The organism is Spirosoma soli, assembly GCF_042684525.1.
Lineage (GTDB): Bacteria > Bacteroidota > Bacteroidia > Cytophagales > Spirosomataceae > Spirosoma > Spirosoma soli.
In genome coordinates this window covers 21,279-34,905 of the sequence record NZ_JBHULN010000022.1, presented here as the reverse complement: position 1 = coordinate 34,905, position 13,627 = coordinate 21,279, and the positions used below count along the sequence as shown (strand labels likewise).

The 13,627-nt window shown below is 47.8% G+C and carries 11 protein-coding genes; 2 read left to right on the top strand and 9 right to left on the bottom strand.

Going from position 1 to position 13,627, the window contains the following annotated elements; translation table 11 throughout:
• Nucleotides 1-33: 33 nt before the first annotated feature.
• Both ACFSUS_RS24925 and pyrF read right to left on the bottom strand, forming a co-directional pair.
• Entirely contained in the window at nt 34-1,329 is a 1,296-nt protein-coding gene (locus ACFSUS_RS24925; RefSeq protein WP_381527002.1) for a DUF2851 family protein, read from the bottom strand.
• A 111-nt stretch (nt 1,330-1,440) separates the two neighbouring features.
• The gene (gene pyrF / locus ACFSUS_RS24920) at nt 1,441-2,259 is read right to left on the bottom strand and encodes an orotidine-5'-phosphate decarboxylase (RefSeq protein WP_381527000.1); all 819 of its coding nucleotides are present in this window, start codon (nt 2,257-2,259) and stop codon (nt 1,441-1,443) included.
• A gap of 111 nt (nt 2,260-2,370) precedes the next feature.
• Here pyrF and rfbC point away from each other — a divergent pair, with 111 nt between their 5' ends.
• Nucleotides 2,371-2,916 carry a dTDP-4-dehydrorhamnose 3,5-epimerase gene (gene rfbC, locus ACFSUS_RS24915; protein WP_381526998.1) on the top strand — a complete coding sequence of 182 codons (546 nt, stop codon included), beginning with the start codon at nt 2,371-2,373 and terminating at the stop codon, nt 2,914-2,916.
• An 80-nt stretch (nt 2,917-2,996) separates the two neighbouring features.
• Here rfbC and ACFSUS_RS24910 read toward each other — a convergent pair whose 3' ends face one another.
• Nucleotides 2,997-3,689 (bottom strand): type 1 glutamine amidotransferase domain-containing protein, encoded by a 693-nt coding sequence (locus tag ACFSUS_RS24910; RefSeq protein WP_381526995.1) that lies wholly within the window; start codon nt 3,687-3,689, stop codon nt 2,997-2,999.
• A gap of 108 nt (nt 3,690-3,797) precedes the next feature.
• On the bottom strand, nt 3,798-5,318 hold the full coding sequence (locus ACFSUS_RS24905; protein WP_381526993.1) for a 4Fe-4S binding protein: 1,521 nt from the start codon (nt 5,316-5,318) through the stop codon (nt 3,798-3,800).
• A 229-nt stretch (nt 5,319-5,547) separates the two neighbouring features.
• Here ACFSUS_RS24905 and ACFSUS_RS24900 point away from each other — a divergent pair, with 229 nt between their 5' ends.
• The gene (locus tag ACFSUS_RS24900) at nt 5,548-5,943 is read left to right on the top strand and encodes a hypothetical protein (RefSeq protein ID WP_381526991.1); all 396 of its coding nucleotides are present in this window, start codon (nt 5,548-5,550) and stop codon (nt 5,941-5,943) included.
• A 185-nt stretch (nt 5,944-6,128) separates the two neighbouring features.
• On the opposite strand, the gene ACFSUS_RS24895 is transcribed toward ACFSUS_RS24900, so the two are convergent.
• The 5 genes from ACFSUS_RS24895 to ACFSUS_RS24875 form a co-directional block, all read right to left on the bottom strand.
• Entirely contained in the window at nt 6,129-7,676 is a 1,548-nt protein-coding gene (locus tag ACFSUS_RS24895) for a hypothetical protein (RefSeq protein ID WP_381526989.1), read from the bottom strand.
• An 86-nt stretch (nt 7,677-7,762) separates the two neighbouring features.
• Nucleotides 7,763-8,791, bottom strand: a complete 1,029-nt coding sequence (locus ACFSUS_RS24890) for a DUF6807 domain-containing protein (protein ID WP_381526987.1) — start codon at nt 8,789-8,791, stop codon at nt 7,763-7,765.
• A 125-nt stretch (nt 8,792-8,916) separates the two neighbouring features.
• Nucleotides 8,917-9,537 carry a hypothetical protein gene (locus tag ACFSUS_RS24885; RefSeq protein WP_381526985.1) on the bottom strand — a complete coding sequence of 207 codons (621 nt, stop codon included), beginning with the start codon at nt 9,535-9,537 and terminating at the stop codon, nt 8,917-8,919.
• A 56-nt stretch (nt 9,538-9,593) separates the two neighbouring features.
• Nucleotides 9,594-11,504, bottom strand: a complete 1,911-nt coding sequence (locus tag ACFSUS_RS24880; protein WP_381526983.1) for a DUF3857 domain-containing protein — start codon at nt 11,502-11,504, stop codon at nt 9,594-9,596.
• A gap of 10 nt (nt 11,505-11,514) precedes the next feature.
• Nucleotides 11,515-13,542, bottom strand: coding sequence for a transglutaminase domain-containing protein (locus ACFSUS_RS24875; protein WP_381526981.1), 2,028 nt, complete (start codon nt 13,540-13,542; stop codon nt 11,515-11,517).
• Between the last annotated feature and the right edge of the window lie 85 nt (nt 13,543-13,627).

Sequence of the window (13,627 nt, the reverse complement as noted above, 5' to 3'; positions counted from 1 at the left end):
CATTTTACTTACTGCCCCAGTCTTCGCAATTTCCTAATTGCTTTTCAGCAGTCCAGCGCCGATTTGACAGCTTAGGCACTTCTTAACCGAACAGAATTCGTTGTAGAGTTCAATACTCGCCTGCGAATCGAAGGCTGTACGAATACCTAAACCAAGAGCGTCCCATCCCTCAGTTATACGATTTTTTTCGGCCGGAAGATCCTCTAACAAGGCGATGGCACGATCAATATAAGCCGGTTGTCCGCGATGGTGGGCGTAAGCAGCCAACAAAGGCGCTACGGTATTGATAATTATGTTCTCAGCCGCATTCTGTCCCAATGCCGGAACTGTTTTTTCGGACTGTTTACCGAAGCGATAATGCGAATGCCAGTAATCTGAAGGAGTAACTTGTAAGGATTCAAGCAGCCGTTCGGCATCGGTAGCTCCGGCAAAAAGCGAGAATAGGCTGGCGTGGTAGCTAACCAAACAGGCAAACTGGGCCAACCGCAACGTTGGGAAATTAGCCGGTCGTAACCTCCCCCACTTCCAGGCATGAGCTGCCACTTGTTTGTCCGAGAGAGTATATTTAGCGGCCAGAAAACGGTATTCGCGCTGCAGCGTTGCTATGTACTCATCTGATTCGTCGGTATCCAACAACCCTGCTGTACCGAACAGCATAGCTTCTACTTGCAAGAGGTTATCACGGTGTTTAAGAATAGCCTTCAACGGCACCGTCCGGCTGAGCTGCGCCATTGGTTCAGCGTTGATTTTAAAGCCCATGTTCATAGCCAACAGCCGATACGTTGTTTCCTCCCAATCGCCCCCGGTTTGCTCGAATAATTGACGAACAGCCGTTGCTTTTCGCTCTAACCGCTGTAACATGGCTTTGTCGAGCATTGACGTCAACCGCAACGGCTGTACGGAACGAAACTGGCCCGCACAAGGAATGGCGTCGGCGGAATCACTCAATGCCTGATAGCGGTCAATAAGCGCTGGGGCAGTAAGCGGACACAGCTCAAGAGTAGGTAAGGGTGTTCCGTTAGAACGGTCGACTCTACGACCGTTTGTCGTGCGATCATCCTGCCATACTACGTGCAGAATAACATTGTCGTAAGCACGATCATGTTGGTGGCGATGCGCTAACCAGTCCGATGTCTTTGTGTGCATTTCGACCGTGCCCACCCATTCGACATCATTTATTAATAGCCGAGCATTTGTAAAATCAGGGCCGGAGTCGTGGTTTCGAAAGCCGGGATGTAAGACCAGAACGGCTTCGCCGTCGGTTGTGGTTAAATTGACTTTATCATAATACTGATACTGCCAAAGGAAGTACAAGAAGGCTTCAGGCACGGTGGGAATTACAAGTTTATCGGTTCTGATTTACGGTAGGTAGTTTCTCTCAGCTGACGAATCAGGAGAATAAACTCACAATGTAAAGCAAAAACGGTAAAACTGAAATCGTTATGAGTTTAAATACTTAGCCATCTCTGTTTGTAATGCTTTGGCTTCTGCCCGGGCCTGCTCAGCAAAATCCAGACCATTGGATGCGTATAGGATACTTCGTGAAGCGTTCACCAACAACCCTCCATGAGCTGTTAGCCCATGGCGCGATACATCGGCCAAACTCCCGCCCTGCGCCCCCACCCCAGGCACAAGCAAAAAGTGGTCGGGCGCTATTTCTCTAATTCGGCTTAACTCGTCGGCCTGGGTTGCTCCCACGACAAACATAAGCCGGTCAGGGCCAGCCCAGCGTTTTGCCGTTTCAATAACTACCTGATACAGTTCTTGCTCGCCTACTGCCTGCCGCTGAAAATCGGCACTACCCGAATTTGATGTCAACGCCAATAGAATTACCCATTTACCAGCGTATTCCAGAAATGGGGTTACCGAATCAGCCCCCATGTACGGAGCAACGGTAACAGAGTCAAAGTTCAATCCGGCAGCGGTAGGGTTGAAGAAGGTCCGCGCGTAAAGTCCGGATGTGTTACCGATATCCCCCCGTTTGGCGTCGGCGATGGTAAAGCAGTCAACGGGAATATAATCCAACGTTTTCTGAAGGCTTTCCCAACCACGAGGGCCTTGCGCTTCATAGAAAGCAATGTTGGGCTTATAGGCTACGGCAAGATCTGCGGTAGCGTCAATAATGGCTTTGTTGAAGGTAAAAACCGGATCGGGCTCGGTCAATAAATGATGGGGTAACTTTTGGAGATCGGTGTCCAAACCAACGCATAAATAGGATTGCTTCCGAACGATTAATTCGCTTAATTCTGAGTAAGTCATTGCCTGCCATTAACCAAACGCTAAATTGGTTGGGCTCAAAAGTACGAACTACGATTCCGGTTTCATAAATTTGTAAGTGAGACAAATCGTATTTACGTAACAAACCTCCCTATGCAAATTCGGCAAACGGCCATTGAGGGCCTGATTGAGCTAATTCCACGTGTGTTTGAAGACGAGCGTGGCTACTTCTTCGAGTCATACAACAAACCCCTTTTCGCATCATTAGGCTTACCGATAGAGTTTGTGCAGGATAATCAATCGTTTTCGGTGAAAGGTGTATTGCGCGGCTTGCACATGCAAAACGAACCATTTGCCCAAGGCAAACTAGTACGCGTTGTCAGTGGGCAAGTCTTAGACATAGCCGTCGACCTACGCCCCAATTCTCCTACGTTCGGCCAATACGAAACATTTCTACTAGATGCTAAACTGGCTAATATGGCTTACATTCCGGAGGGATTTGGCCACGGCTTTGTTGCGCTAGAAGACAGTATTTTTAGCTATAAATGCACGAACGTTTATAATAAGGCGGCTGAGTCGGGCATCCGTTGGGACGATCCAGATTTGAATATTAACTGGGGAGTTACCAATCCAATTGTCTCCGATAAAGACCAGGAGCTTAAATTTTTGCGTGATCTGTTCCCCCACGCAGTTGTATAAACTTATACATTAAGTGAAAGGGGCCGTGTTACTATCCTGTGGAAAATAACACGGCCCCTCGCGTTTTCTATAAAAGTTCTTTACTTCTCGTACATTTCCTCCATCACTTTACGGCCTACTTTACGGGCAGACAGTGGATTTTGGCCAGTTACCATCCGCTCGTCCACTTCAATGTAAGGCAGAAACGGAATAAAGCTTTTGCTGTAGAGCGCATTCTTCTGCTTTAGCGCATCTTCAAGCAAAAAAGGCACTTCTTCATCAAGACGGACGAGCTTCTCTTCCATATTCGAGAAACCCGTTATTTGCCGGTTGTCAATCAATGGAGATCCATCAGATAATTTAACGTTGAGTAGTCCACTAACCCCGTGACAAACGGCCGCAATCATGCCACCGTTTTCGTAGATGTGCCGGGTAATGTTCTGTAGGGCTAAATTATCAGGAAAATCCCACATGGTACCGTGGCCTCCTGTAAGGTAAATAATCTGATAACTAGCCGGATTTACCTCGTCGATCCGAAGCGAATGCTCAAGTTTGGAACGGAACGTTGGATCGTTATACCATTTTTCATTTACTGTATCACGGCGGTCAAGGCTCTTTTCATCAATTGGAACCGCTCCTCCGTTCGGACTGGCGATGTCGTAAGGAAGATTCCGATCGGCTAGCTCATCGTAGAAATGAGTGGCCTCACTCAGCCACAAGCCAGTTTTGTGGGGCTTGGTTGGATAATCCGTATGATTCGTGCAGACGATTAGGGCGCGGTAGGTAGGGTCCATAATTAAGTAGACAACTTTAAATTAGTTGCCGACGGTTTCCCACGAAGATAAAGGGTTTCGGTTAAACTGCCTACAATACACTACCTACCGAAGAGTGTCCAAGATAGCTTAGATTCTGCGGCTCGACACCGGACCAACTTCCAAATTTAGCACCCCGCGAGGACACACAGCGGAGCAGATACCGCAACCCACGCACGACGACCGCACAATGTCTTGCCCACGCTGTGCATAGGCACGTACGTCAATACCCATTTCGCAATAAGCCGAGCAATTACCGCATGAAATACATTGCCCACCATTCGTAGTAATTCGGAATCTTGACCGAAACCGTTGAACTAACCCCAAATAAGCCGCCAACGGACAGCCAAACCGGCACCAAACCCGATTACCCAACAGGGGATAGAATCCGGTTCCGACGACCCCCGCAAAGATGGAACCGATAGCAAAGCCATAGGTTGACCGAACACTGTAGCTATCGAGAAAGCCGAGTACCGTACTTTGGCCCGTAAAATACGTATACAGCACAAGAACAGTCATGACAACCGCAAATACCAAAACGCTATGCACAACAACACGTTCAACTTTCCAGGCTTTTAAGCTTTTATCCGACAAATGGCGGTACGGATCACCTAAGGTTTCGGCCAGTCCGCCACAGCCGCACACCCAGGAACAATACCAGCGTTTACCAAAGAAATAAGTCAGTACCGGCACGGCTACCAACGCCAGCACGATACCCCAAACCAGCATGAAGATTCCGAACGAGCCAGCTTGAATCTTCTCCTTAATCTCATAATCAAAGAAGAAGTTATAGTCTAACGGCCATATATTTTTCAAGTCCTGATAAGGCTGATTCAACCGTTGCATGATGTTCGGAATCAGAAAGGCGAAACTGACTTGAAAAAACATCACCGACAGCGTCCGGAGTTGCTGATAGCGACTGTGTCGATAATTGATCAGCATCCGAACGCCCATTACCATAATAGCCAGCGTATACAGAAACCCATACATGAACCACTGACTGGCCGATTGACCAACCAATGCCTGACTGATCGGATCAACCAGTAACATCCAGTTTGTAAGGTATTCCGGATAAAAATAGAGGATGATGTAGAACCCGATCAGGAATATACCAAGGCTAATGCCAATCCAACCACGGTCGGTAGCCGGGTGGCGATATAAACGGTTGTTATCGATTCCTGGCAAACGTTTTAGTCCAGCGAGTGCGTAGATCAGCCCACCAATGGAGGCTAGTCCAATGCTTAGCCAAAACCATAACCCGTTTTGATTACCACCAGTTGGCTTACCATTGAGTACGCCCAAAGACGATTCTTTTGTGATTTCTAGTACGTAATTATCATTAATGACTTTATCCCACGCTTTTTTAAGCCTCATTTCGTCATTATATGCATTAACGGCTCCGCGGAAGTCCTTAATAAAAGATAGATTATCGGGGTATATTTTTCCAATCATGAACGCGGTTCGTGCACGAACCGCATCACGATGCTCAGCCTTCACTACTTTATCGACACTGGCTTCATTGAGTTGAAATTGACTCAAGGTTAGTGTAAAAAGCCAGCAGGAAAAGCCAATCAGAAAAAGTGCCAATCCAAAGCGTTGTAGCCGAATCATAGGTCAATAAATTTCAACGGGAAAGATACGCCAATCCAACATACTTCTCCTGTTCAATAATTACAAGAATTTAAACAGTTAGCCATTAAACCCTCTTTGCACTATTCTTATCTAATAATTGGTTATATATGCATTATGCAGATTAAAATTTTCCAATATTGGGATTACGCCATTTTAAAGATTCGTCGTTTTGTTATATTTGTTCATAAACCGTACCGTACTAATCGTCATGAAAACCATCACTTATGATTCGCTTCGGGCAGAGCACGCCTGGATGATTGTGTCCGATCAACTACAGCAGCGTAACAACATGCTGGCTAAAGGTATTGCGTATATGGAGCGTAATCCAACCGAGCTGCCAATGGCCAGCCGCTTAATGATGTTGCGGTACCATTTAAAGATGAGCTTGCGTCAGTTAACGCAGGAAGCTCGCAAAAATGCACAAACGGTCGAGCATGCTGACCGGCTACATCAGCAATGGTTACATGTTCACCAACTCTTTTTTTTGCTTCGCCAAATTGACACCGAACTGAACCGAGCTACCGACGAAAACGGTACGTTTCGTTCGTGGATAGATTCCCTCGGCGGCCGGGTATACCGGTCGGCTCTTGTGCATTTAAACTAACGACATAAGGCCATTTATAGGTAGATAAAGATACCTTCAGCCACTACAGGTGCAGGTATCAAGCTAAGTACCAAATAATGTAACCAATCAAAAAGCGGGACCAACTTATATTGGTCCCGCTTTTTGATTGGTTAGACGGTTCACCCAGGTTTGGGGTTCAGCCATTACGTTGATGTAAGACGATTTTATTGTTTACGATTTCCAGGTATGTACCGGATTCGTTGTGCAGTTACAGGTGAGCAACCCGGTTCACAAGCAACTTCAATCGGATCTTCGGGGTCAACAGCTTCAGCAACGGGGCCATCCTTCTGGGTTGAAATCCATTCAAACTCGGCCCAACCGTTAATGGGTGGTCCATCTTCAATAGGCCTGAATACAAGCTGCCCGATGTTGTAGTTTAACCAGTTTTCGTTTCTGCTTAAATCTATTTCATATGTATGAAACTGCCCGTCGTTTATAATGGGAAAGTTTACGAGACGATCCCCCGTGCCATAAAGCGTTTTGTCTTCAGCTCTTCGCCACCCTAGTCTAAACTGATTGTTCTGGGTGTTAAAGGCCGCTCGTACATACAGTTTTGGGTTGTCGCGTCCCTTCCAGAACGCGTATGGTGACTTAATTTGGTTTTCTCTGGCATTATCTAGCTTAACGTGCAGCTTACCGCTAATAGGCCAGCCGGTATCCTGCGCATTATAGTAGAACCAGCCTTTACGCGATGTATCGAACCGGTAATTAGGACCAGTCAACGGATGAGGTTTTGAGTAAACATGAGACCGGATTTCGGTGATGTGTCCTAAAACAAGTTCATAGTCCCATTCATACGTCATGTTATGATCTAACAGAACCGAGTTTGTCGCGCCAATGTACGCCGATTCTGCACTAAATTCATCTCCGGCATATTCAGTCCCAAAATATCCTTTTTTCCATTCGTATACCCCAGGAACGTACAAGCCTACTCCATATCCTTTATCGTTCACCGAAGCCATCCAGGGCTCCGTTGGCAGTACTTCACCATAATCCATTGGGGGTCGAGCCAGGTCCAGATCGTCGTTGGAGTAGGGTTTCCCTCTCCTGTAATACCAAATGTTATGATATTCGCCGTTCGCGTAAATACAGGGAAATTCCTGCTGCCGAGCCGTAAACTGCCTTTTGTCTGAACGGAACATCACAATCTTGGCATGGACCTTTACTACGTTGTTTTCCAGCCGTATCCAGTGCTCAATCGTAACTTCGCCCGGCTCATTATTTATAGCAAACTGCGTCGGGATCGACTTTACGTACAACAGGTTCTGCTGTTTTTCGACCGTAAGCACTTTTGCTGGGTTTCCGTATACGTCACCGGCCTGAATTGGGTTCCAACCGAGTCCTACCCAGGCTTCGGCCCCCCTTCTTGAGTAATCTTCCGGACCACTGTAAATACCAATCTGTACTTGTCGGCCCAAGTCATAGTTGTTTACAATGTTCTCGGTGCGGACGTTTCCGTTACGCGTGTCTTTGAAAGCAAGATAGGTGATGGCACCACCATAATTGGTATTGATACCGACCCGAATCTGATTGTTCTCAATTGTTTGTAATCCTGACTGAACTGCTGCCTGACGGGCGTTGGACAGAACACGGGATTTCTTAACAGGAGCTGCTATTCGAGGTTGAGCCAGAAGCGTCCCAACAACAATTACGCAGGTAACGATTGCAGCACAACTACTCCTGACAAAAAAATGAAATTGGGGGTAGGACATAATAGACTAGTACGTTTCACCTATACCAGCCAGGCAAGGTTACAAATAGTATGCCAAATAAAAAATCCGTTTCCTACCCCTCCTTCTTATTGCTTGGTTATTTCGTTCAGGGCTGAATCTGGTAAGTTACCCGAACGAATTAACAGCTTATGACGAAACGTAACCGACTTACCTGCGGGGAGCGTGTAGTTCATTGCTGGCGCTTTACCGCTGCTCATCACGGATGCTCCCAACGGATTTGCGGCAAACAGACCATAGCCCCGGGCGTGCCAGTATGTAGGGTAACCCACGTTCTTTGGGTGATCCATTAACACAATGGATACGGCTTCGCCACCAACCGTCCCTGTTAGCTTCATCCACTGGGCCCGGGTGCCCCAAACAGCATCACCCTCAACGCCTTCACTGCTATGATACAGTCCAGTTACGCCCGCATTATTGAGTACAGGTACCTTTGTTGCTACGCCTTGTGCGTCCGTAAACACTTCTGGTTTAGTAGAAGGCTGTTCAAGTTGGCGAGCCATCCGTAGCGCAATCATGCCTTCTTTGTTATCCTTAAACAGAACGTCTTTATCGACAGCCTTCAGGGTTGTGATACGGTCAATAGTGCGATCGGTAGCCGTACCCCGGAACTCATATGTGGTAGTCTCCTGAATCATCACTTTATTGTCTTTGTCAAGCCAGTCCGCCGTGACAGTCAATTCGGCCACGTCCTTACCGCTTTTCATTGACTTAACGCCTGTATGAACAATGGTGCCGAACGGTCCTTTGTGCTCCGGTCCAACTTCGGTGGAATTATTCCAGAAATCATGACCATTCACGTCTCCATAATTGAACCACATCCCTACGTGGTGCGGGTGGTCAATCCGTTCGTCGGGCCGCGGGTCGAGGGGCCAGCCACGGGTGATGAAGTTACCACCCGCCGACCGGATCGGATAAAGCACAGGCTTTTTTAAAACCGTTGGACCGGGATAGATATAAGCGGTAAAGGGCTTACCGTCCACTGTAACACTCACCTGTTTCTTAGCTTCGTCGTGCGTAAGCTGAATACGATTCGACTGAGCTATCGTGTAGGTTGCTGAAGCGGAAACGAACAAGACTATCAATAGTTGGCGCATCGGGTTGTTTGATCAAAGATGTTAAACGTAATAGAAAAGGCTGTAAACAATAAAACCGCCCCGACGTCAAAAAGCCGGAGCGGTTTAAATGCTACTGACCCAAAGGCCATAAAAGAAGCCTAAGGCTAATTGCCCAGCAGAATTTTGTTGGTTACGTCCTGATCGATCGTGATGTAGCCGGGATAATTAATGGCTTTGTTACCCAGCGCCAATGTTGGCTTGATCTTAATCGTCAGCTTCGATGGTTTACTATTGGCGGAACCCGAAAAGTTCTGCATCAATTGCGCAAACGCATCGCGGGTTTTCGGATCAGTCAGTAACTGATACGCATTAGCATTCAGCCGGACCGGAACGCGGGTGCGCCCGCCACCGGGCTGTACTTCAATGCGCTGGTTTAAAAACCCGTTGAACAACTCCTGCCCCGCCAGCAGAATCCGGTATTCCAGCTGGTTGATACCGGCTAGTTTGTTGGTAGGGTTGGTAATCTCGAGATTTATACGAGCGTCCAGCGGTACATTCCGGGTTAGCAGACCAGCTGCCAGCCGCGGAAAACGGGCCGGGTTGAGGTCTTCCAGCTTCTGAAATTGCCGGACGTCGGTACCGGCTAAGTATACACTATCGGCCGATGCAATCGTGTACCGGCAGTCACCAAGCGCTTTAGCTTGCGCGATCTGTTTGTTAACACTGCACTGGCTAAATAATAACGGCAGGGCCGCTAATACGAACAAAACAAGTCCTTTCTTCATGGTTGAATTCAAATCGTTTGTCTGATAAACGTTCGACAGGCCCGAAAGGGTTTGGTTTAATTGCTTTTAACAAACACCATCTGCGCCCGGTCGGCCTTGGCAACCTTTTTCCGGAAATCGACCCAATCCGAATAAGCCGATGCTGGAAAACGGCCGCGGTGCATGGTCACGCGCCGAATGTAGGTAACCCGCTCGCCTTCAACCGTTACCTGGGCTGTATATCGACCAAATTTAGACTCTACTGTTAATGGAGTGAGCTCGTACTCAGGAGCGTATCCTTTTGGCAATTGATACGTAATGGTGTCGCTATCCTCAAAATCATAATTTGCATTCAATTCCACGGCCGCTCTCCGGGGCTGGCTCAACGGCGTAGCGGGCGAAAGAGCCGACATTAAGTTGAGGGGTAAGAACAGGCGAGTGCCGCTCGCCGTGGCCCACCGACGTACATCTATTTTCAAGGTCTCTACGAAGGTGGGCAGTTGCCCGGCTTCTTCGCTGAAGGTAAATGTGTTGAGTTCAAAGGTTGGAATTCGAATATGTTTGAGCAACCAGCTTCGTTGATCATCTTGGTTTAAGCGGTGAAAGACGTTGGCATGGTCATCTTGCTGAAGCCCGGTGTACCGAGTCAGCACATCGGCGGTAGCGTCTCCCTGATCGGTTAATTTTACGGTTATACGGCGTTGTTGAAGGTTATCGATGGGGCGGTAAGCGGGTGTTTTCACTAATCGGCTCCCATTCGGCATAATAAGCAACGCATGACGGTTACCGGTAAAATCGCCGACGTAGCCAGCCAGATCATGACCACTTGTGCATTCCAGATACGTCGTGTCTCGACCGTCTGGTACGCAAAGAATAACGTGGTTAAATTGAAAGCACGGAAAATCAGTCAGAATATCTGGCTGGTCGTTACCCGCCCGCACGAGGGCCGGGTAGGCCGTTATACCAGCGGCTTTCAGCAGTGCTTTAGTGTAGTTTGTCAGCGCCTTGCAATCACCATATTTATTCAGGGCTACTTTTTCCGCTTCAATAGTTTGCCAGCCGCCAATACCCAGCTGAATACTCACGTACCGAGTCTCATTCTGCAAATATTGATACACCTTTCGAATCTTACCGGCCGTGGTCGTTTCGCCCTTCGTCAGGTTGATTACTTGCTGACGGACATGGTCCGGGATCTGATCGCGACCCTCGTTAAGCATATGGTAAAACCGCCCTATGTCACTCCAGGTATTGATTTTCCCTGTATACTCCTGTACCTCAAAGTCCGTTGGAGCCGTATACACAATAGGAAGCTGTTCCTGAGCCGGGGGCGATAGTGGCTCAAATTCAACGGCCGGACAGTTTGCTAACGTCCAGGTATATTTTTTTCCACCGTTAGAAAGCGATGTTACGGCCACTGGCGTTTGGATATTCATTTCCTTGTAGCGTATAGCTAACTCAGACGGTATGTTAGCCACAAACGTAGCCTGTTCAACTGCCAGATGCTGCTCGTCTTGAGGCATCCAGGTAGGATAGAACATCAAATTTCGTTCGGCCGTCTCAACAACAAACTCAACCGTGTAAGGATACGTCGGCTGCTTGGGAAACTTGGCCGATTTGAACCGTTGATCATCAAACAGGTTATAGTCAGTGTAGGTGCTATAATCGTCAATATCTGCCTTCTTGAGCTTCTTGATCAGCTTTCCATCGGCGTCGTAAAGCGCTCCTTCGAAGTCGATGATTTTAGATAGTTTATTGTAGTAGACAACCTTCGTGGCCTGGTCGTCGCCCTGCTTATCCAACACCGTTACAACACTACGAATGCGTTGCGTAGCTTCTCCTGCCGACTTAACGGTAAACGTTGTTTCGTGCCGACGAACAACGCCATGTGCGTTCTCTTTCAAAGCAGCCGGAATTGCAGCCGCCTGATATTCCACCTGCGCCCAAACCGGTTGACACAGAAACAAGCTGATTGTTAAAAGTTTCTTCATACCGATGTCGTTATTTCTTCTCGGCAACAGTTCCGCGCTTTAGTACGACTTGTTCAGCATGTTTAGCAACGATCTGGCTGAAGAATTCCTGCAAAGCTGAATACTCCTCGGCAAAATACTGGGTTTTGCGCAGCAGTATCCGGCTGACAACCTGTAGTTGATTTCTATTAATAACCGATACCTGATAATTGAACCGTCCGGTGTTGTTCGGCAGAATCATCGATACAGGTTTGGGCAATTCCTCAACCGTAAACCCGGCAGGCAGCGTGTACGTAGCCAAAAAGTTTTCGTCGATTGAAACGCCAAAATCGACAGGATACAGCCGCTCCTTCTCTTTAAACGGATTACTCCCATGCGCTTCGCTCAGCATAGGGCGCAGATAAAGTCGGTCGCCAGCCCGGCCACAGGCTTCCGGAATTGTAAGCGCGTACGTAGCGTTGAATGTTCCTATAGAGTCAACTTCCTCAAATTTTGCCTGCTCGATCTGCCAACTGGGTCGCTTTTTACGAACACCATCCAGATACGTTGTGTGCCCATCGGTCGCAAACTGTTTACGGGCGCTCCAGGCGCTATAGCCACCATGCGAATGGACAAGGGTACCCGTTACCTCCCCTTCTTCATCAAGCGTAAACGTAGCGTTACGCGCTTCGACATTACGCTCTCTCGGAGCCAGCGATATAAACCGAGCCTTATTGGCGTGAACAAGCCGCCCTGAACCATTCAGGCAGTGTGTGGGCAACATACCAAGCTGGAGATAAGGATCAGTAGCATCCAGCAGAACATCTTTGCCACCCAATGATACATGAGCAACTACGTAGTTGAACTTCCGTAGCAGGGCATACGCTTCAACGATTCGTCCGTGCGATCGGGTGCTCAGAATGACCGGATTAGCCTCAATATCCATCTCGCGCAGCAGGGCAATCAGTAAGAGGTTGATGTCGGCGGCATCCCCTTTTTTGTCGTCGAATACTTTCTTAACGTTGTTCGACCACAATGCCGATTCACTACTCCACTTTATGTGCTTTTTCACAAACTCATACGCACCCTTAACCCGGCCCAAGGTATCCTTATGCCGACTCAGTAAGGACTGAGCCGTCTCGCGCAGAAAACCGGCGCGTTTATACTGTCCGCCGAAGCTGGCATTCATCAGCAAGGTTCTGTCTAATGCTTCCCAGGTGACCGAGAAATCGGTAGTAGCACGCCCTGGCATTTGGTAACTGGCCAGCTCGAACTCAATTTTCGACAAGTAGTCATCATCGGTGGTGATGTACGACTCGTCGCGAAAGGCAGGCGCATCTTTTACCGCAAATCGATAGGCAGTTGAACCGATCTCGGGGTGAGCTGAGAGAAGTGGATAACTCGACCGCTCATGCTGATTGATGGTCAGCGGTAGATATCCACCCTGCATTATCTTGTAAAAAAAGTAATCAGGCACCGTAATGCGGTATTCGCTCCAGTTAACCGGTATATTTTGTTGAAACCACCACGTTCTGGGGTTATGACTGACGTTGAATGGCGTTCTGACTGTATATTGATACTCAATAATTGACCCTTCACGGACATTCGGCAAGGTGTATTTTTCAAGCGAATAATCCTCTGATACACGCTCGGTAAAGTGTCCAGACTTATCAAGCTTATCGAATGCTACGCTCCCACCATTGATATTATAAGTGCATCCCTCAAAGTTAGATACGAACTCGTTTTGCCCTGCCTTACCCCGTCGGACGCCTAATTCGACGGTTGCCCGATCGTAGGCTGATTTCTTACGAATCTGAATCCTGACATGGTGCGTAAACTCCATCCAGAAGTCATTATTGCCATCACTAAACTGCACCTGTCCAAAATCGTAGAGCACAACGGCTTCGGCGGTTGAATCGGTAGTTTGGTTGTTAAAATGATCAGAGGTGACTTTACCGAACTTAATATCAGGAGTGGGCACCGGCTCAGCCTTTTTCTGAGCATAAATACTGCTCAGGCTAACGTAAACGCATACGACTATCAACGTCAATAGCCGTGGTAAATAACGAGAAGAGAACATGAGTGGTGGGTAAATGTTTTCCAGAAACATGCCAAGATATTATCCTGATAACATATTTCAAAAGAGATTATGTAAACGGTAGGCC